Here is an 18476-nt window from a genome sequence, read left to right as displayed (position 1 = left end):
CAGTTATAACTTACGCTGTTAGTCAGCCCTGAGACGGTGATGGGTGAGGTGCTCGCACAATTCACATTTGTTCATTCCTGAACGAGAGCATGCAACCGTCCGTGCCACACGTTTTTCAGTAGCGTCCTTGCTGATCTGGGGCTGTGGATTCGCGTCCTGCGAAAAGAAGTAATGGCCCAGGGGTGCTTGGGAAGTTGGCACCAGGTGCGATAGGGTAGGGCGGCCTTGTTCCTTTTCGCGTAGATGAGCCAGGATGCTATCGATGATGTCCCGGATGTCCTGTAAACTCTGCCACGTTTCAGAATCAATAAATTGAACATTCAATCACCCAAAAGGATCTCTCCAATGAACCTATTAATTGTTTTAACGTCACATGATCAATTGGGTGACACTGGCCATAAAACGGGCTTTTGGCTGGAAGAATTTGCCAGCCCCTATTACGCTCTATTAGATGCCGGCGCGACAGTCACTCTGGCTTCACCCCTAGGCGGTCAACCGCCCCTCGACCCCAAGAGCAGCGAGCCGGGTTTCCTAACCGACGCGACACATCGATTCGAAGATGATCAGGCCGCTAAAACCGCCCTAGGGACTACAGTCAAATTGTCGACAATGAACGTGGAAGATTTTGATGGGGTATTTTACCCTGGTGGCCATGGCCCGCTTTGGGACCTGCACAGTGACCCTGACTCGATTGCTCTGATTGAGGGATTTATTGCCGCAGGCAAGCCGGTAGCTGCGGTGTGCCACGCGCCTGCTGTGTTACTCAAAGCCAAAGCTGCTAATGGTGATCCACTGGTTATGGGTAAAAGTGTCACTGGCTTTAGTAATAGCGAAGAGGCCGCGGTGGAGCTGACCGCGGTGGTTCCCTATTTGCTCGAAGATGAGCTTGTGGCAATGGGTGGCTTGTACCAAAAGACCGAAGATTGGAACTCATTGGCAGTCGTCGATGGTTTGGTTATTACCGGCCAGAACCCTGGCTCCTCAACTGCGGTTGCCGAAGCGTTGCTAGAGACAGTCAACCGGAACTAGGGAGACGCTGTCCCCGCACTGCGGCAGCTAGATTTTAGATCCCCTATGCCCTAAGGTTATCGAAGCATCAGCCCAAGGTCTAGAGATTATCGTCGCTTAGAGCGCATTACAGGCCGTCTGAGAGGTGTTACGATTTGGGCTCGCAGCCTTGAAAAGGCGTTCGCTGAGGTGATCGCACAATTTATATCCGCCCATTCCTGAGCGAGAGTCCGCAGTAGTCCGTGCCACGCTTGTTCTAGTAGCGTCCCTGCTGATGGAGGGCTGTAGAGTGTTTTTGGGTCAAGTCGAGTAAGGCGCCCGGCCGCCTAGTGTCATCAGTCGTCGCCCTACGTTTATGTCAGGTAGCGGTGGCTTCAGGCGCAAACATTCCGTAATAGGTTAGGATGAATAAAGAACAGCGACAAGCGAAAAATGTCGTCATACTCTAACGTCTAGGATGGGCTACTATGATGTGACCACCCTTGAAGAGCGTGAGCCGAAATTGAACCACACCCTAGGTTGTTCGGAGGAAGAATATGCCAAAAGCGATTCATGGATTTTGCGATGACACGCTGGGAGATCACGATGCTGTAGCACTTGCAGCACTGGTCGAGAGTGGTGAACTTCAGATCTCGGAGATATTGGAGGCCTCTATTGCGCGAGCGCACCAGGTCGATCCGCATCTTCACGCTATCGTGGAGCACTGCTCTGAGCAATCGCTAGAGAGGTCTGGCGGTGATTCTAGTGGGCCTTTTGCCGGAGTGCCTACGTTTATTAAAGACATGAACGACCTGATTGGTTTGCCGACCCGGTATGGCTCAGCAGCCTATGAGGGCGCGCAAGCGGCGACAAGAAATGATCCTGTTGTACAGCAAATGATAGACCTGGGCTTTGTGCCGTTAGGTAAAACAACCATGCCCGAGTTCGGTTTGATTTGTTCGGCGGAGCCGGCCGAGGGACTCGGTGAACCAACGCGTAACCCCTGGAACACCGGCCACGGTGTTGGCGGTTCCTCGTCTGGCTCTGCGGCATTGGTTGCGGCAGGGGTGGTCCCTATTGCTCACGCAGCGGACGGGGGCGGTTCCATCAGGATACCCGCAGGCAGCTGTGGACTGGTGGGGCTCAAGCCAAGCAGGGGGCGTATTATTCCGTCGCGAATGCTTGCGAAACAACCGATAGTGTTTGCCACGGACGGAATCGTAAGTCGCTCCGTAAGAGATACCGCACATTTTTATGAGCATATCGAACGGCTCAACCGCAAGCCCGAGCTTGAACCTATCGGCTCGGTTACCTCGCCGATAAAGCAAAAGCTTCGTATCGCTGTGGTAACGGAATCCCTGGGCGGTATACAGATTGATCAACCGACCCGCAAGGCCATTGAGCAAACAATGTTGCTGCTGGAAGGGCTAGGCCACACAGTGGAGTTGATACCTATTCCCGCGCCCGAGTCCATGCGGATGGACTTCGTCAATATGTGGTCTGCGAGCGCCTATATAACTAGGAAGTCTGGCGGGAAATCACTGGATCCCTGTTTTGATTCCACCCGGTTGACGCCGGTTGTCGATGGCTTAGCGAACGATTTCCTGAAGAAAATTTTGAAGATCCCCGGGACATATTGGCGCCTGCGCAAAGCTCATAGTGATTGGGCGAGAAACTTTACTGAAATCGATGTGGTGATGACTCCCTGCGTGAGTCACCTGACACCTGAGATAGGCTACCTAAGCGAAGGCCTCGACTATGAGACCTTGTTTCCACGCGTGATGACATGGGCCTGCTTTACCGGACTGGCCAACGCAACTGGCGGACCGTCGATATCTCTACCACTGGGCCATGATAGTGAGTCCAATCTCCCCATCGGCGTGTTGTTTAATGCTAATCACGGAAAAGAGCGCTTGTTGCTTGAACTGGCCTATCAACTCGAAGAGGCGCAGCCTTGGAAAAAGCTTTGGGAGTAGGGTACCGCCAAGTTAAGCTACTGATATCCGTATAATCGACGGATGAATACTTATAAACGCCACCGATTCCCACCCGATATCATTTCTTACGCCGTCTGGCTCTACTATCGTTTCAATCTCAGCCACAGAGACATCGAAGATCTACTTGCCGAACGAGGCATAACCGTCAGCCATGAATCGATCCGACTGTGGTGTATAAAATTCGGCGCTATATACACTCGAAGACTGAAACGAAAACACCGAGGCTACGGCGACACGTTCTACATTGATGAAGTCTTCATCAAGGTACTGACAAGTTAACTTGAGGTCACGGGCGGAGCCGACACAATTCGGCCTTTGGCGCTAGCAATCGAGTCGCCAGCTCGCACTTTAGGTTTGTTTATTGGGTGTAATGAATGCTAAAACTCCACTTTTCGAGGAAAAATAAGTTAACTCGTTAGTACCCCAGGTAGTTGTGTTTAATAGTCAGTTACTTAGCTAATAGCGATATCGCTGTCAGTATTTTTTTTAATAGTGTGTTGGCGCGGATTAACAGTTTTTCTTGTTGATCAAATTCTGTCGGCTAATTTTATAGAGGCTTTGCAGAGTTGATTAAGCATGGATAAAAAAGTTAACGTATCATTATCTTTACTTTTTACTGTCAATCGGGCTGTACATGTTTGTCGATAAGTTTGCTGCTCTAATCAACAGCTTAATTCAAGGAGATGGGGCATTAGCCGATATTGTTACCGATAATGATGGTATTCATCTAATAAATAACACCTTAGTGTTTACTCTTAGAGGGATATATCTATTAATCTGTAAGTCCGAGGATATACCCTATAGTAAATTTAGAGCAGCGTTATACCAAGGAAACCTCAATCAAGAGCTTGGAAAACTCGGTTATCAAGTGGTGATTTCTGACTCTACCGGTAATATTGATACCAGTTGGTACCAGCTCAAACCGATTGAAGTCGTTTAAGCGTTTCAAATTAGATTGAATGTTGTTATTATCGTGATTGAGTTTTAGGTGCCTTGAAAGGGATAATCGGGAAGTATGGTAAACAGCTTGTTTGTTACTCCATCGCTGCCCCCGCATCGGTAATAGAGTTGTTTGCAAGGCCACTGAAGCGTCAGCTTTGGGAAGGCGCAAACTTAGCAATTTGCACTCTTTGAGCCCGAAGACCGGCCTAACAATTTTACAATTACAATGCACGGTGGGTGCACATGGATAAAAATATGACAACTCAAGTAATCGCTAGCCAGAATATTCGAACTAAAGCAGGCAGCTCTGTAGCTCTGCAGAATATGGCTGCAATAGCATTTGGAGCGATTGTTCTATTTGCGGTTGGTTTTCTACCAATGGATGTTGCTCATAATGCAGCGCATGATACTCGTCATGCCTTGGTTTTTCCTTGTCACTAGCCCACTAGATTTACACAAATTAATGGCTTAAGCCCAAGTGGTTTAGGCTTTAGGTGTTTCTGGTTAAGGGTATCTTGTGGTTTTTCGTCAAATCATTTATAACGCGCTGTTGGCTGGATTTATTGCCGGCCTGTTACTGAGCGTCGCTCAAGTTTTAATAATTGATCCAATCATCTTTGCAGCCGAAAGCTATGAAGTGGAGCACGACCATGGTGGCCATGATCATGCCAGTGAAACCTGGGCCCCACAAGATGGAGGTGAGCGCACCGCTTTTACTGTTATAGCTAATATAAGTGCAGGTATTGGTTTTGCTGCAGTGCTTATCGCTGTTATGTCGCAATTACAGGCCATGGGATTAACCACGCTATCGGTAGCTAAAGGCATATTGTGGGGGCTTGGGGGCTATGCCGCTATGTATGTTGCACCCTCTATTGGTTTGCCGCCAGAAATACCCGGTAGTGAAGCGGCTGCATTAGAGAGCAGGCAATTATGGTGGGTAATGGCAGTAGTCGGTGTCGGAGCGGGTTTGTTGGCACTGGTTTTTGGTTCCATTAAAATTAAAATTGCCGGCGTTGTTGCTATCGCTTTGCCCTATATTATCGGTGCGCCAAAACATGTTGGGGCACTATTTAGTCATCCTGCGCCAGATGCAGTTATCGCGTTAACTGCCCTTCATGAACGTTTTCTAATTGTCACGGGAGTGGGTAATTTAATTTTTTGGATAGCATTAGGGCTTGTATCCGGGTGGGCCGTTAGTCGGTTTAAAGTTGATTCAGCAGGTGATCAGCTTGAATAATTTTCCGTTCACCGCGGTGACTGGTCAGGCCAGTTTTAAGTTGGCTTTATGCTTGGCGGCAATTAATCCAGCAATTGGCGGTGTTTTAGTGAGTGGGCCTCGGGGCAGTGCTAAATCTACCTTGGCTAGGGGCTTAGCTGATGTAATGGTTGATACTAACAATGACAAGGTTAACTTTATTACTTTGCCATTAGGCGCTACCGAGGAAATGCTGCTCGGCACCTTAAATTTAGAACAAGTACTGGCTAGTAAAAAAACAGAATTCCAACCCGGTTTACTATCCAAAGCCAATAATGGTGTTTTGTACGTCGATGAAGTGAACTTACTCCCAGATAACTTGGTTGATCTATTATTAGATGTTTCAGCTAGTGGGGTAAACATTGTAGAGCGCGATGGGGTTAGTGAAAGCCATAGTGCTCGCTTTGTACTACTGGGGACGATGAACCCAGACGAAGGAGAGTTGAGACCACAGTTGCAAGACCGGTTTGGCTTGTCAGTTGAACTCAATAATCAATACAGCATTGAAGATAGAGTTGAGATTGTACGTTTACGCCAACAATTTGATATGGCTCCAGATAAGTTTTTAGCTTCATCTAAAGTCCAGCAAGAAGCTTTAGCTGAAAAGTTATCAATAGCCAAAAATCGATTAAAAAAAGTTATCTGCGATGAGTCGCTAAGACTTTTAATTGCTAATAAATGTCAGTCTGCAAATGTCGATGGTTTGCGCGCCGATATTGTTTGGTATCGGGCAGCGACTGCTCATGCGGTATTAAATGATCGAATCGAAGTCATTGAAGAGGATGTATTAGCTGTAGAAGAGTTGGTGTTAAACCATCGCCGTAATCACCCAGACACGCCGCCGCCAAGTAATAATAAGCCATTTTCTAAACCCAGCAAGCAAGCTGATGAGAGACCCGTTGGCGGTGATTGGGGGGCGATGGATCCACAACAACAACTCACAGCTGAAAAGGTCAGTCTAACTTTGCCTAGCCGTATTCATTCAAATACGTCGCGTCTAGTTACGGCGCTAGGTGATACTTTTGTTAACCGCAAAGGGGGTGGCAGCGCCGGGATTGAGGCGTCAAAAGCACCATCAAAACGCATCAACTGGTTTGCCAGTTTACTGGCAAGTGCAGGACAATGGCCTTTAGCACAGTTAAGGTTTAGGCCGATAAAAACCGGTCAGTTAAAACTCAATATTGTGCTGTTAGATACATCGGCCTCAACGCTGCACAATGAACTGTTCGCAAAAGCTAAGGCGACCATTTTATCTATTGCAGAGAAAGCTTATTGGTCACGCGAACAATTAACAATTTTGGGTTTTGGCAACGCCCGCGTCGAAACCCTATTGCCTACTAAGCGCGCACCCAAGGCCTTGCGTCAGCTACTGGATAACATCCCTGCCGGTGGCGGTACACCGTTGCGCGAAGTGTTACAACATACCTTGTTGTTTCAACAAAACGAGCTTAGAAAGAACCCTTCACTTGCACTGAACACAATTATTATCACCGATGGGAAAAGTACTCAGCCGTTTGATGATATTAATTTGCTAGGTCAGATAACACTACTTGATATAGAAAATTCGCCAGTTAAGCGCGGCAAAGGTGAGCGTATTGCCAGTGTATTAGGCGCTGATTATTTTCTGCTCCCAGCTTAATAAACTTAAGGCCATAATTATGAGTGACGATAAACATAAGGCCCGTATGGTCAGTAAAAAAGCAGTAATGGATGCAAAAATAGCCAACGCTACAGAAGAGCGTGGCGTGTTAATTTTGTTAAAAGGTAACGGTAAAGGCAAGAGTAGTTCGGCATTTGGTACTATGGCTAGAAGCGTCGGGCATGGCAAAAAATGCGCCGTTATCCAATTTATAAAAGGGCGCAGTGAAACGGGTGAATATAAGCTATTTAGAGACCATGATTTAATTGATTGGCATGTCATGGGGCATGGTTTTACGTGGGAGACTCAAGATAAGCAGCAAGATATATCGGCCGCAAAAAAGGCCTGGGCCTTGGCCGAAACATTGCTGCAAGATGACCGCTACGACATGCTGGTATTTGATGAATTAAGTTATATGTTCAAATACGAATACCTTGACGTAGGGCCAGTCGTTGCGGCGTTGAGTAAACGTCCAAAAGATCAGAATGTGATTATTACTGGCAGGACAATGGCGCTTGAGTTGCAAAATATCGCCGACACTATTTCAGTGGTTCAAGATGAGCGTCATGCCTTTAGACAAGGCGTTAAAGCGCAAAAAGGCATTGAATACTAATGGCAGTTGTAAGTTGCCCAGCTCTGTTCATAGCTGCGCCGGCCTCGGGGCAGGGTAAAACCACTGTTACTGCAGCATTGGCAAGACTGCTTACCCGACAGGGTAAAGTGGTGCGAGTTTTTAAAACTGGACCAGATTATCTTGACCCCCAAATACTGCAGCAGGCATCTGCTCAGCCGGTAGAACAGCTAGATATGTGGATGGCGGGTGAACAATACTGTCAGCAAAAATTTTATGAGGCCGCTAAAGTTGCCGACTTAATATTGGTTGAAGGTGCAATGGGTATTTTTGATGGGGAGCCCTCCAGTGCCGATCTTGCCGCTCGTTTTAATATCCCTATAGCCATTGTTATGGACGTTAAAGGTATGGCACAAACAGCCGCAGCTATAGCCGTTGGCTTGGCTAACTTTCGAGATGACGTTGAGTTTGCTGGCCTTATAGCAAACAACTGCGGTACGGATCGTCATCGTCAGCTAATAGCAGACGAGTTGCCAGATTCATTGCCACTGCTTGCTAATTTGCCCCGCTCAGAACAAGTTGCACTGCCAGAACGTCACTTGGGTTTAGTCCAAGCTCATGAGGTAGCGACTGAGTTAGAAACCCGTTTTGAGGCCGGTGCCAATTGGCTAGAACAGGCAGGTTTTGGTGACTTTATCGATAAAGTAAAAGTCATAGAATTTCATTCTGCTGAAGTTCCTGTTATCCAAACGTTATTAAATGGAGTCAAAATAGGCATCGCTAAAGATGAGGCATTTACTTTTATTTATGCCGCGAATATACGTTTATTAGAAACAATGGGTGCAGAGCTGGTGTATTTTTCGCCTCTGCATGACCAACATTTAGCCGAAGTTGACGCGTTATGGTTGCCAGGTGGTTATCCAGAGTTGCACGCCCAAGGTTTGGCTCAAAATACTAAGATGCTTGAACAGATTAAGCAGTTTTTTAGCCAAGATAAGCCGGTGTTAGCCGAATGCGGTGGATTTTTATACTGTCTACAAACCTTAACTGACCTTGACGGCCAACAGTATCCGATGGCGGGCCTGTTGGCAGGCCACGGCGCGATGCGCGGCAGAAGTGGTTGCCAGGGCATGCAGGCAGCATTACTGCCCGAGGGTGAAGTTCGCGCTCATGCTCACCATCGATCCCGCAGCGAACAAACCCCTGAGCCGATAACGCACGGTGTGCGTCAGCGTCATCCCGCGCCGGGTGAGGCAATTTATCGAGAGAGGCAGTTAACCGCATCCTATCTGCATTTGTTTTTCCCTTCTAACGCCAGTGCGGTGGCGCAATTATTTCGCCCCTCATTGAAGGTTGTCTCGTGATAATAGAGGCGTTGCCAATTATTATGTTGGGCTTTAGCCTTGGTTTAATGCACGCATTAGACGCTGATCATGTGATGGCGGTGTCAGCATTAAGCAACACCAAGCCCAGTTTAAAAACCACCTTATTATTTTGCAGTAACTGGGCGCTAGGCCACGGTGGTATTTTATTGCTCAGTGGTGTGATGCTATTTGGTTTAGGGTTGAATTTACCGGTAGAATTTATTCACCTTGCAGAAGTTTTAGTTGGACTCCTATTAATTGCCTTAGGATTGCTATTCTTTTGGCGCATCAAGTCTCAGGCTATACGCCTTGACGAGCATCATCACGGCGAGGTGGTTCATCGTCATTTGCATATGGCCGATCATTTTAACGAATCAAATGGTGGCGGCAGCGTTAAGCAAGCGCATACCCCTGTAATGGTTGGCATGCTGCACGGTTTTGCTGGCAGTGCGCCAGCTTTGGCGTTAATACCAGCGGTGTCGCAAGGTAATTTATCGCAGTCGCTTGCATACTTAGCTGTATTCTCCTTTGGCGTTATGTCGTCGATGTTAGTTTTTGGTTTGGGCTTAGGTTTTTTACAGCAGCAGCTGCAACAACGATATGTACGGCTATTTAATTGGCAACGTTATATTATTGCTAGCCTGTCTGTTGCGGTCGGCAGTTACTGGCTAGTAAACGCTATCTAATAGGTGAGCTGTGTGGAAAGAAAGTAGCGAAGCAGTCGTAAAACTTAAAACAGGGCTTACCACAGGCGCGTGTGCGACAGCTTGTTGTGTTGGCGCCGCACAGTTGTTATTGGCTAAGCATCAAGTTGATGTAGTGAGTATTACGCTACCTAAAGGGAAAACAGTTGAGCTAAATATTGTTAGTTATGTCGCTTTTAATGGCGGTATTAAGGCTTCAACTATTAAAGACGCGGGTGATGACCCAGACGCAACTCATGGAGCAACTGTGTTTGTTGAGTTGACATTAACTCCTCAGCCAGGCGTGGTTTTTTCGGCCGCGCAAGGGGTGGGAACAGTAACCAAAGAAGGTTTGTTATTGGCAATAGGTGAGCCGGCAATTAACCCTGTCCCTAGAGCAATGATGGCCGAACATTTATTGAGTTTGGCTAAGCAATATAATTATCCGGGTGGGTTTTTAGTTGCCGTTGGGGTAGAAAACGGTGAAAGTATTGCGCTTAAAACAATGAACGGAAGGCTTGGTATTTTGGGCGGATTATCCATATTAGGTACCACTGGTATCGTGCGGCCGTTCTCTTGTGCAGCGTGGATAGCGTCTATTTATCAGGGCATTGATGTAGCTAATGCCAATGGCGTAGTGCACATTGCTGCCACTACCGGTAATAGCAGCGAAGATGCGATTAAGCGCTATTACCAGCTCGATGATATGGCGCTAATAGAAATGGGTGATTTTGCTGGTGCCGTTCTGAAACATCTTAAAAAAGTATCCGTTAAAAAATTAACGATCTGCGGTGGCATTGGAAAAATTAGTAAGCTGGCCAATGGCCATATGGATTTAAATAGTCGGGTGTCAGAAATTGATTTTATGCATCTTGCCAGTGTTGCCAGTGAGATGGGCGGCGACGAGTCATTGCTAACAGAGATTCAAGGCGCAAATACTAGTGTGCAAGCCTTGCAGTTGTGTCAGGCAAAAAATATAGATTTAGCTGGAGCGCTATGCGACAGAGCGTTAGTTGTGGCGAAAAATATTGTGCCCAGGGATGTTGAGGTTGAGGTTATTGCCATTGATAGAAAAGGGCAATTCGTTGGCTCAACCAGTCCAGAGATAATGGCTGGGTTGGGTTAGTGACATTACTGATACTTGGCGGTACAGCGGACGGACGTCGCTTGGCTGAAACATTACATAAGCAATCTATCCCCATTATTTATAGTGTTGCCGGGCTAGTGCGAGTACCTGATGTTAGCTGCCAAATTGTTAGCGGCGGCTTTAGTCAGTTTGGGGGATTAAGTCACTATGTTAAACAGCAGCAGGTAACGGCAATATTAGACGCAACTCATCCTTATGCCGCAACCATGAGTGATAAAGCGGTAACGGCTGCAATGACAAGTGAAATTCCTTATTGGCGTTTCAATCGCCCGCAATGGACTCAGGGCGATAAGGAAAGTTGGCAGGTATTTAATAGCCGAAGCGAAATGTTCCAGGCTTTGACAGAGAAAAAGTCAGTGTTTATTACAGCGGGTCAGTTAGACCAAGATGAAATAGATCTGTTGGCTGTTAACCAAGGGCAAAAACAAGTGTTGCGCACGGCTGTAGAGCCCAAACGTTTACTGCCAAGGAGTATGTTGTGGGTAAAAGCGATCGGTCCATTTTCTTATGATGATGAGTTGGCGTTGATGAAAAAACACGCTATTGATGCATTAGTGAGCAAAAATAGTGGTGGTAGCTCTACTGTCCAAAAATTAAACGTGGCACGAGATTTAGAGATTGATGTCTACATGTTAAATCGGCCTATATCGTCTGCCGCTGAAATTTCTTTTACTAATCATGCAGAGTGCGAAAAGTTTGTACTCTCAACATTTACCTAAGCTCATTACTTAATTATGCCCTACCAATTTAACAAAGATCCTCAAGCCATAGAGCGAGAAAGCTTTAGACAGATCCGCACCTTAACTGATCTTAGCGACTATGATAAACAGCAACAGCAAGTGGTAATGCGCATTGTGCATAGTCTTGGCATCCCTAGCTTAGCTAGTCAGGTGCGTTTTAGCGCTCAGGCTTGTGTTAACGGTATGCGAGCCCTAGCGAATAATGGTGATATTTTATGCGATGTTGAAATGGTCAAACAGGGCATCACTAAGCGAATGATCAGTAAACAGCCGCTATGCTTTCTTAATACAGACGCTACTGCAAGACATGCTGAAGCTAACCTTGAAACCCGCTCGATGGCTGCGCTTAATAGTTGGGCAGACAAATTAGCGGGTAGCGTCGTTGTTATTGGCAATGCACCCACAGCATTATTTAAGTTATTAGAGATGCTAGAAGCAGGGACTGATAAACCGTCTTTAATTATCGGTATGCCGGTAGGTTTTGTTGGCGCTGCAGAATCAAAACAAGCGCTCTGGGAAGCTCATCAAAATCTTGGTGTGGAATGTATCACCTTGTTAGGGCGAGAAGGCGGAAGCGCTGTGTCGTCGGCAAGTTGTAACGCCTTACTGCGCTGCAATCATGGTGAGTATTACTAGTGGCCGGACCAAATATACATATTATCGGGCTTGGTGTTAGCGAATTCGCTGAATTATCTACCCAGACACAAACAGTCCTTAGCGGCTGCGATATGGTGATTGGTTCATCGCGCCAGCTCGACACTGTAGCTTCTTTGTTAGATGGTATTGATATTATCAAAGTAGTACTGCCAAAGCTTGATCGGTTAAAGGCAACCATCATTAATGCTGAAGCAGCGGCCATTGCTGTCATCGCCTCGGGAGACCCGTTATATTTTGGTATAGGTCGTTGGTTTAGCAACAACTTTGCCAGTCAATATCTGTCGTTTTATCCGGCCGTGTCGAGTATACAAGTTGCTTGTCATCGCTTTGGTTTGTCATTACAAGATATCAGTGTATTGAGTTTACATGGTCGTCCCCTAGAAAAGCTTCGGTCGAAAATTAAAGCCAATACAACCCTAGTGGTGTTAACCGATAAGTTTAGTCAGCCTCAAGTGTTAGCCCGCGAATGTATAGCGGCTGGGTTTGACCAATCGATACTGCATGTGTGTGAAAATTTGGGTTATACAGACGAAAAATTATCATCACATTCAGCGCAAGCGTTAGCCTTAAACCATCAGTCGTTTGACCCCTTGCATGTCAGTATTATTTCAGTCATGGGTAAAGGCGGCGTGCTGCCAGAGTTTCCTGGTTTTCCTGACGCCGTTTTTGAAACCGGTGTAGAACCGGGCAAGGGGATGATAAGTAAGCGTGAAGTGCGGCTGACTATATTGTCTTTTTTACAGCCGGCTAATGATGATGTTATTTGGGATATTGGTGCGGGCTGCGGCGGCGTATCGGTAGAGTTAGCTTATTGGAATGAGCAAGTAGCAGTGCACGCTGTTGAGTATCATCCGCAACGCCTGCAATATTTGGCAACTAACCAGCATCGTTTTGGTGTGGTCAGTAATTTACATATTGTTAACGGGCGAGCGCCCGAGGCTTTAGCTGAGCTACCAGCGCCCAACAAAGTGTTTGTTGGCGGTAGCGATGGCGAGCTAAATAACTTGCTATTACAAGTTTGGCAGCAGTTGCCTGCAGGTGGAATTTTAGTGGCCAGTGCGGTTATCGATAGTACCAAACAGCAATTACAATCGTTTGCTCAGACCCTTAATAAATGTCAGGTAGAAAGTGTTATGTTAGGTGTTAGTCGCGGCAGTTTGGTTGAAAAAAAAATATCCTATATCGATAAACTACCGGTAGAAATTTTTTGCTTTAAGAAAATATCAAGCGCAGTAGGAGAAATGTAATGACTGCCAAATTTATAGGTGTCGGGGTTGGCCCAGGAGATCCAGAACTTATTACCCTTAAGGCGTTAAGATATATTCAGCAAGCTGATGTCATTAGCTATATTGCCAATGAGAAAGGCGAGTCACAAGCTAAAGAAATAGCCCAGCTGGCACTGGAGTCTATCGCTGATGAATATGAAGAAATAGCATTGTTTATGCCTATGTGTGATGACCGCCGTGTTGCCAATAAAGTTTATGATAAAGCGGCTAATGATATTAGAGAGGCACTAAAGGATAATAAAAATGTGGTTTTTTTATGTGAAGGGGATCCGTTATTTTTTGGCTCCTTTGGCTATTTGCTGGAGCGTTTACAAGTTGATGTAGCGTGCGAAGTGGTACCGGGTATTTCGTCGGTGCATGCAGCATCCTCAGCTTTGCAGTTGCCACTGACAATGTTAAAAGAATCGTTTGCTGTAGTTAGTGGCAGGCACAGTGAAGAGAGCTTAACGCATACGCTTAACAGTCATGACAGCGTTGTGATAATGAAAGCAGGACGGTCGCGACAACGAATTTTAAATGCACTAGCGGCAAGTAATCGAATGTCTGAAGCATCTTATCTAGCATATATAGGACGTGAAGGCGAGGATATTCAACGGGATGTAAGCCTGCTAGAAGGTGAAGCAGGGCCATACTTTTCGCTGTTTGTTGTGGTTAAAACCGCGCGCGATAGAAGTTGATGAATAGATCGATAAAAATAGTTGCCTTAACCGATGCCGGTTTGTCACTTGCCAAAAAATTGGCGGCGCAACTAGAAGGCAGTGAGCTGTGGTTTAAACCAAAACCTTTTGCCGAAAAAGTACAGCGGGCGTTTAGTGCTGGCAATGGGCTAATTTTAATTTGTGCAACGGGCATAGCGGTTAGAACATTGGCTCCAGTAATAAACAGTAAATCGGAGGATCCGCCGGTATTAATATTAGATGAGAGCGGTGAGTTTGTTATTCCGCTGTTATCTGGCCACGAAGGTGGTGCTAATGATTGGGCTGCATCGATAGCAAAACTGATTGGAGCACAACTGGTGATGACCACTGCCAATAGCTACTTAAAGCCTATTTATGCCGTTGGTATGGGGTGCGAGCGAGGCTGTTCACAGGAAGATCTCGCTCAGTTATTGGATGCTTGTTTGGCTCAAGCTGGAATAGATATCAAGCAGGTTGATAGTATTAATAGTATTGATGTAAAAGCCGATGAAGTAGGGCTGCTTGAGTTAGCTAAAAATTTGAATAAACCGTTTCAAACCTTTAGCGTTGAGTCGTTGTTGGTCGTAGAGAATTTATTGAGTACTAAGTCAGAATACGTTTTTAACACCGTCGGTGTTTATGGCGTGGCTGAGTCAGCGGCGTTAGTTGCTGCCATGAATGTAACCAATAACAATGCAGAGCTTGCTTTAGTCAAGCAAAAAACAACTAAAGCTACCTGCGCAATAGCCAGAAGTTATCCAAAAAATAGTGTATAAAATTGCTAAAAATTAAAGAAGATAGATATAAATCATGACTAAGTTATACCTTGTAGGAACCGGCCCTGGTGATAAAGATCTTATTGCACCCAAGGCAATGGCGGCAGTACTTGCTAGTAGTGATCTTGTGGCTTATGGCTTGTATTTAGCTTTGTTAGGTAGTGTTTGTGATGGTAAAACTCATCATGATTTACCCTTGGGTGAAGAAATTGGCCGTGCAAGATTAGCCTTAAATTTGGCCGCGAGTGGTAAAACCACAGCGTTAGTATCTAGTGGTGACATTGGTATTTATGCTATGGCCACTTTGGTATTTGAGCTACTTGACCAACAGTTACAGGGCAAAGAGCGCCATCCCGAATGGCTGGATGTGGATATTGAAGTGGTGCCTGGGATTTCGGCAATGCAAGCAGGTGCTAGCCGAGTTGGTGCAATGCTAGGCCATGACTTTTGTACTATTTCCTTATCTGACTTATTGACTCCATGGCAGACTATTGAAAAGAGACTGCATGCCTGCGGTGCAGGAGATTTCGTCGTCTCTTTTTACAACCCTCGATCCAAAAAACGTGATTGGCAAATTAATACTGCCCAAGATATTTTGTTGCAATACAGGCCCCAAGATACACCGGTATTGCTCGGACGTCAGCTTACCCGTGATGATGAAAATATAACGATCACTACATTGGCAAAGCTGCATTCTGATGATGTCGATATGTTTACGCTAGTATCCGTGGGTAATAGCGAATCACGACATATCGTTAACGGCGCTAAAGAGTGGATTTATACTCCTCGCGGCTATAGTAAAAAACTTTAACATTGACTCAAGCTATTGGTAGATAGCTTTTTAAGGAATAACCATGACAGTTTATTTTATTGGCGCGGGTCCCGGTGACCCAGAACTTATTACCGTTAAAGGGCAAAAACTTATTAATCACTGTCCGATAATTTTATATGCAGGGTCACTAGTGCCGCGAGAAATATTTAGCGCTGTAGAAAACAGTGCTGAAAGAATTATCGATACGGCATCAATAGATTTAGGTCAAATTATGGCCCATATTGAGGACGCCCATAAAGACGGCAAAGATGTAGCCCGAGTTCATTCCGGTGACCCCTCTTTATATGGTGCCATAGGCGAGCAAATTCGACGTTTGGATGAATTAAATATAGATTTTGAAATCATCCCTGGTGTAACCGCCGCTTCCGCATCAGCAGCGTGGCTAGGTAAAGAGCTAACGCTTTCGGGTGTGTCGCAAACAGTTATTATGACCCGTTATGAGGGTAAAACGCCGTTTCCAGAGGGTGAGCGCCTGCCTGCATTAGCCGCCAGTGGCGCAACACTGGCCATTCATTTAGGTATCACGCGCATTCATAAAGTAGTGGAAGAGCTTATTCCGCACTATGGCGAAGATTGTCCGGTGGCAGTGTGTTATCGTACTTCTTGGCCAGACCAAGATAAAGTTACCGGCACGTTAAAAGATATTGTTGCTAAAGTCCGCGCTAAGAAGTTTACTCGCACTTCACTTATTTTGGTGGGACATGTTTTAGGGACAGAAGAATTTCGTGATTCTTATCTTTATGATGAGAGTAAAGCCCATGTTTATCGCCCTAAGGTTAAAGGCACTAAAGCTAGAAGTGTCGATACGGCTTTAGCTCATCCAACGGGTAAGTCCTAGCGTTTACAGCTAGGAGTTCCTGCCAACTCGGGTTTACTGGCTTTTTCTTCATCAATAATATGTTGAGGAAATTGCCCCATAAAACAACAACACATGTTTTCGTTAATCATAGTGCGCGGTCCGTTGGGGTGGGCTATGTGCTTATAACGGGCATGTGAATGCCCGTGACTATGAGAGTGGCTATGAGAGTGACTAGTATCATTGGCGCTAGCATGCGAATGTGCACGTCCCTCTGGTTGAAATTCGGCATGATGGTGATGGACATCAACTTGCCCTTTGGCTAGGCGCTGTTTAAAGCTTTGCATTAAACCCATAGCCGGTTCAGGTTCGATAATAGTTTCTTCGATCCGTTGCACAAAGGTGTTGATGACGTGAATTTGATCACGTAAATAATTGGCTTTCATAAAGGTTATGTCGGGGTTTTCTGCCGCCACTTTATCGACATAAGCGTGGATTCTGCCAATGAGCTTGCCACCAAATAAGAAGTATGGAGCGACAACAATTTTTTTATAACCTAGCTTAATCGCCATTTCTAAACCGCGACCGACTGATGGGTAAGTGACGCCAGAATAAACCGTTTCAGACCAGCCAAAGCCTAAGTTTTCGCAGACTATTCGGGTTAGCTTTGCAGCTTCCGCATTGGCTTCACTGACTGAAGTTCCGCGGCCAACCACTACTAGCATAGTGTCATACAAATCGCCGTCATGAACATGGTCTAAGCCCATAGATTCTAATATACGTGCCTGAAAGGCCTGAATCATTTCATGGTGTAAACCTAGCTCTTGACCATACTCTATCTCTAACCCTGGATGTTTTTCTTGATAAGTGATTAATACCGATGGAATATCATTTTGAGCATGGGTAGCAGCAAATAGCATGCCTGGCACTGCATAAATTTTCTCAACGCCTTGAGCTAATAATTTGTCCAAAGCCATATGAATATTGGGCGAAGAATATTCCAAAAAACCATATTCTACGTTTAAGTCTGGGTAGCGATCACGTAATCCTTTGGCTAGTAAACTGAATTCCTCTTCTGCAATTTTCGCACGGCTGCCATGCCCACAAATAAGTACGCCAGCGTTTTTAGGTAAAGATTCTAATAGATTCATATTTGCTTATCTTGTTAGTGTTGAATAATATTCGATGTCGCTTCTAGCACAATACCATTGTAGCTTAGATTACTATGATCATTGGCATTTAGACCGACACGAATTGTATGTGGGCCAGGCGTTAGTGCCTTTAAGTGGTGCCATGGGCTGTATACTCGCGCTATTTTATAGCCGTCGACATATATATGCGCATGGCCTTCAGGCAATGAACTGATCGCCTGATTAACGTTTTCAGGTTCAAAGCTAAAGTGACTAACCGCTATGTGAATATTCCATCCTGCCACTGAGTCTGCTACTACCGATAATAGTATCTCTGGTTTTTCAGTCTCGGGGTTAATGCTCAATAAATCCGTGTCACCATGCTGGTGCTTATTATGATCATGAGTCACGGGAGCCGGCGCTGCTTTATGAAGCGGCTCATCGCTGCAGGCCGTTATTAGTAAGCCAAATAGACCGCTTAAATAAAGAGCCCTAAACGTTGATGTTTTCATTCGAAACCTTTTTTGTAAGTCGGGGCGATTATGGCAACTAACGGCAACAAAAAAAACTATTAAGCGCTATTTTATAGAAATATTTTTATCGGTAAGGTATTATGTTATTACGATTTTAGGTTCCGTACGGATTAATAGGGAATGCCTTGCTCCAGTTTGATTTGGATGCAAAAAGTAGCTGTCCCCGCAACTGTATGCAGTAAGTCGCTATTAATACCACTGGGGTTTCCCCTGGGAAGGTAATAGCAATATTTGAGCTGTGAGCCAGTAGACCTGCCTTTATCGTTTATACCTGATGTCGGGGACTGCATCAGAAGAAATTCTTTACGATTTCTTCCATACTATCCCGACGCCAATTATTTTTGCAGGATTAACCTGATAGCAGGCGTATCGATGAAAAATCTATATTACTGAAATCATCCTTAGCTGCAGTTCTGCTGTCGATTGAAGACTCTTACTTTCTTTCGATAATTCCGCGGACTGCG

At 45.6% G+C, this 18476-nt stretch carries 19 protein-coding genes, 1 pseudogene and 2 riboswitches; of the genes and pseudogenes, 18 read left to right on the top strand and 2 right to left on the bottom strand.

The features are described 5' to 3' along the window. Positions 1-345 precede the first annotated feature (345 nt). From ABXT62_RS12880 to cobM, 18 genes and pseudogenes are all read left to right on the top strand, one after another. Entirely contained in the window at positions 346-1029 is a 684-nt protein-coding gene (locus ABXT62_RS12880; RefSeq protein WP_415355682.1) for a type 1 glutamine amidotransferase domain-containing protein, read from the top strand. Between the two features lie 515 nt (positions 1030-1544). Then, on the top strand, positions 1545-2963 hold the full coding sequence (locus tag ABXT62_RS12875; RefSeq protein ID WP_415355681.1) for an amidase: 1419 nt from the start codon (positions 1545-1547) through the stop codon (positions 2961-2963). Between the two features lie 42 nt (positions 2964-3005). Beyond that, a pseudogene (locus tag ABXT62_RS12870) lies at positions 3006-3135 on the top strand (IS6 family transposase); the annotation flags it as partial. Between the two features lie 483 nt (positions 3136-3618). Further along, the gene (locus tag ABXT62_RS12865; RefSeq protein ID WP_415355680.1) at positions 3619-3924 is read left to right on the top strand and encodes a hypothetical protein; all 306 of its coding nucleotides are present in this window, start codon (positions 3619-3621) and stop codon (positions 3922-3924) included. A gap of 29 nt (positions 3925-3953) precedes the next feature. Continuing rightward, a riboswitch (cobalamin riboswitch) is annotated at positions 3954-4151 on the top strand. An 18-nt stretch (positions 4152-4169) separates the two neighbouring features. Continuing rightward, a complete protein-coding gene (locus tag ABXT62_RS12860) occupies positions 4170-4367 on the top strand; it encodes a CbtB domain-containing protein (protein WP_415355679.1) in 198 nt (65 codons plus the stop codon). Between the two features lie 76 nt (positions 4368-4443). Then, on the top strand, positions 4444-5163 hold the full coding sequence (locus ABXT62_RS12855) for a CbtA family protein (protein WP_415355678.1): 720 nt from the start codon (positions 4444-4446) through the stop codon (positions 5161-5163). Continuing rightward, a complete protein-coding gene (locus tag ABXT62_RS12850) occupies positions 5156-6820 on the top strand; it encodes an AAA family ATPase (RefSeq protein WP_415355677.1) in 1665 nt (554 codons plus the stop codon). The genes ABXT62_RS12855 and ABXT62_RS12850 overlap by 8 nt, the downstream gene beginning before the upstream one ends. Positions 6821-6839: 19 nt before the next feature. Beyond that, on the top strand, positions 6840-7433 hold the full coding sequence (gene cobO, locus ABXT62_RS12845) for a cob(I)yrinic acid a,c-diamide adenosyltransferase (RefSeq protein ID WP_415355676.1): 594 nt from the start codon (positions 6840-6842) through the stop codon (positions 7431-7433). After that, positions 7433-8755 carry a cobyrinate a,c-diamide synthase gene (locus tag ABXT62_RS12840; protein WP_415355675.1) on the top strand — a complete coding sequence of 441 codons (1323 nt, stop codon included), beginning with the start codon at positions 7433-7435 and terminating at the stop codon, positions 8753-8755. The genes cobO and ABXT62_RS12840 overlap by 1 nt, the downstream gene beginning before the upstream one ends. Positions 8756-8778: 23 nt before the next feature. Then, entirely contained in the window at positions 8779-9441 is a 663-nt protein-coding gene (locus ABXT62_RS12835; protein ID WP_415355674.1) for a sulfite exporter TauE/SafE family protein, read from the top strand. Between the two features lie 10 nt (positions 9442-9451). Next, complete coding sequence (locus ABXT62_RS12830; protein WP_415355673.1) at positions 9452-10564, top strand: cobalt-precorrin-5B (C(1))-methyltransferase; 1113 nt, start codon at positions 9452-9454, stop codon at positions 10562-10564. Continuing rightward, positions 10564-11304 carry a precorrin-6A/cobalt-precorrin-6A reductase gene (locus tag ABXT62_RS12825; protein WP_415355672.1) on the top strand — a complete coding sequence of 247 codons (741 nt, stop codon included), beginning with the start codon at positions 10564-10566 and terminating at the stop codon, positions 11302-11304. The genes ABXT62_RS12830 and ABXT62_RS12825 overlap by 1 nt, the downstream gene beginning before the upstream one ends. A 15-nt stretch (positions 11305-11319) precedes the next feature. Continuing rightward, a complete protein-coding gene (locus ABXT62_RS12820; RefSeq protein WP_415355671.1) occupies positions 11320-11961 on the top strand; it encodes a precorrin-8X methylmutase in 642 nt (213 codons plus the stop codon). Continuing rightward, on the top strand, positions 11961-13229 hold the full coding sequence (cbiE, locus tag ABXT62_RS12815) for a precorrin-6y C5,15-methyltransferase (decarboxylating) subunit CbiE (protein ID WP_415355670.1): 1269 nt from the start codon (positions 11961-11963) through the stop codon (positions 13227-13229). Before ABXT62_RS12820 ends, cbiE begins: the two co-directional genes overlap by 1 nt. Then, positions 13229-13945, top strand: a complete 717-nt coding sequence (gene cobI, locus ABXT62_RS12810) for a precorrin-2 C(20)-methyltransferase (protein WP_415355669.1) — start codon at positions 13229-13231, stop codon at positions 13943-13945. The genes cbiE and cobI overlap by 1 nt, the downstream gene beginning before the upstream one ends. Beyond that, positions 13945-14721 carry a cobalt-precorrin 5A hydrolase gene (locus ABXT62_RS12805; RefSeq protein ID WP_415355668.1) on the top strand — a complete coding sequence of 259 codons (777 nt, stop codon included), beginning with the start codon at positions 13945-13947 and terminating at the stop codon, positions 14719-14721. Before cobI ends, ABXT62_RS12805 begins: the two co-directional genes overlap by 1 nt. Positions 14722-14755: 34 nt before the next feature. After that, a complete protein-coding gene (cobJ, locus tag ABXT62_RS12800) occupies positions 14756-15532 on the top strand; it encodes a precorrin-3B C(17)-methyltransferase (protein WP_415355667.1) in 777 nt (258 codons plus the stop codon). Positions 15533-15575: 43 nt separating this feature from the next. Next, complete coding sequence (cobM, locus tag ABXT62_RS12795; protein WP_415355666.1) at positions 15576-16391, top strand: precorrin-4 C(11)-methyltransferase; 816 nt, start codon at positions 15576-15578, stop codon at positions 16389-16391. Here cobM and ABXT62_RS12790 read toward each other — a convergent pair. Continuing rightward, a complete protein-coding gene (locus tag ABXT62_RS12790) occupies positions 16388-17500 on the bottom strand; it encodes a sirohydrochlorin chelatase (protein ID WP_415355665.1) in 1113 nt (370 codons plus the stop codon). The two genes, cobM and ABXT62_RS12790, sit on opposite strands and share 4 nt — an antisense overlap. A 14-nt stretch (positions 17501-17514) precedes the next feature. Beyond that, complete coding sequence (locus tag ABXT62_RS12785; protein ID WP_415355664.1) at positions 17515-17991, bottom strand: hypothetical protein; 477 nt, start codon at positions 17989-17991, stop codon at positions 17515-17517. Between the two features lie 100 nt (positions 17992-18091). Continuing rightward, a riboswitch (cobalamin riboswitch) is annotated at positions 18092-18287 on the top strand. Positions 18288-18476: the final 189 nt, after the last annotated feature.

The organism is Halioglobus sp. Uisw_031, assembly GCF_047729875.1.
Classification (GTDB): domain Bacteria; phylum Pseudomonadota; class Gammaproteobacteria; order Pseudomonadales; family Halieaceae; genus Marimicrobium.
The sequence above is the reverse complement of the archived record's forward strand: the minus strand, read 5'-3'. Positions and strand labels throughout refer to the sequence as shown.

Coding starts and splice junctions, on each gene's coding strand:
- ABXT62_RS12880 (WP_415355682.1), top strand. CDS start 346: ATGAACCTATTAATTGTTTTAACGTCACATGATCAATTGGGTGACACT.
- ABXT62_RS12875 (WP_415355681.1), top strand. CDS start 1,545: ATGCCAAAAGCGATTCATGGATTTTGCGATGACACGCTGGGAGATCAC.
- ABXT62_RS12865 (WP_415355680.1), top strand. CDS start 3,619: ATGTTTGTCGATAAGTTTGCTGCTCTAATCAACAGCTTAATTCAAGGA.
- ABXT62_RS12860 (WP_415355679.1), top strand. CDS start 4,170: ATGGATAAAAATATGACAACTCAAGTAATCGCTAGCCAGAATATTCGA.
- cobO (WP_415355676.1), top strand. CDS start 6,840: ATGAGTGACGATAAACATAAGGCCCGTATGGTCAGTAAAAAAGCAGTA.
- ABXT62_RS12840 (WP_415355675.1), top strand. CDS start 7,433: ATGGCAGTTGTAAGTTGCCCAGCTCTGTTCATAGCTGCGCCGGCCTCG.
- ABXT62_RS12835 (WP_415355674.1), top strand. CDS start 8,779: ATGTTGGGCTTTAGCCTTGGTTTAATGCACGCATTAGACGCTGATCAT.
- ABXT62_RS12820 (WP_415355671.1), top strand. CDS start 11,320: ATGCCCTACCAATTTAACAAAGATCCTCAAGCCATAGAGCGAGAAAGC.
- cobI (WP_415355669.1), top strand. CDS start 13,229: ATGACTGCCAAATTTATAGGTGTCGGGGTTGGCCCAGGAGATCCAGAA.
- ABXT62_RS12805 (WP_415355668.1), top strand. CDS start 13,945: ATGAATAGATCGATAAAAATAGTTGCCTTAACCGATGCCGGTTTGTCA.
- cobJ (WP_415355667.1), top strand. CDS start 14,756: ATGACTAAGTTATACCTTGTAGGAACCGGCCCTGGTGATAAAGATCTT.
- cobM (WP_415355666.1), top strand. CDS start 15,576: ATGACAGTTTATTTTATTGGCGCGGGTCCCGGTGACCCAGAACTTATT.
- ABXT62_RS12790 (WP_415355665.1), bottom strand. CDS start 17,500: ATGAATCTATTAGAATCTTTACCTAAAAACGCTGGCGTACTTATTTGT.
- ABXT62_RS12785 (WP_415355664.1), bottom strand. CDS start 17,991: ATGAAAACATCAACGTTTAGGGCTCTTTATTTAAGCGGTCTATTTGGC.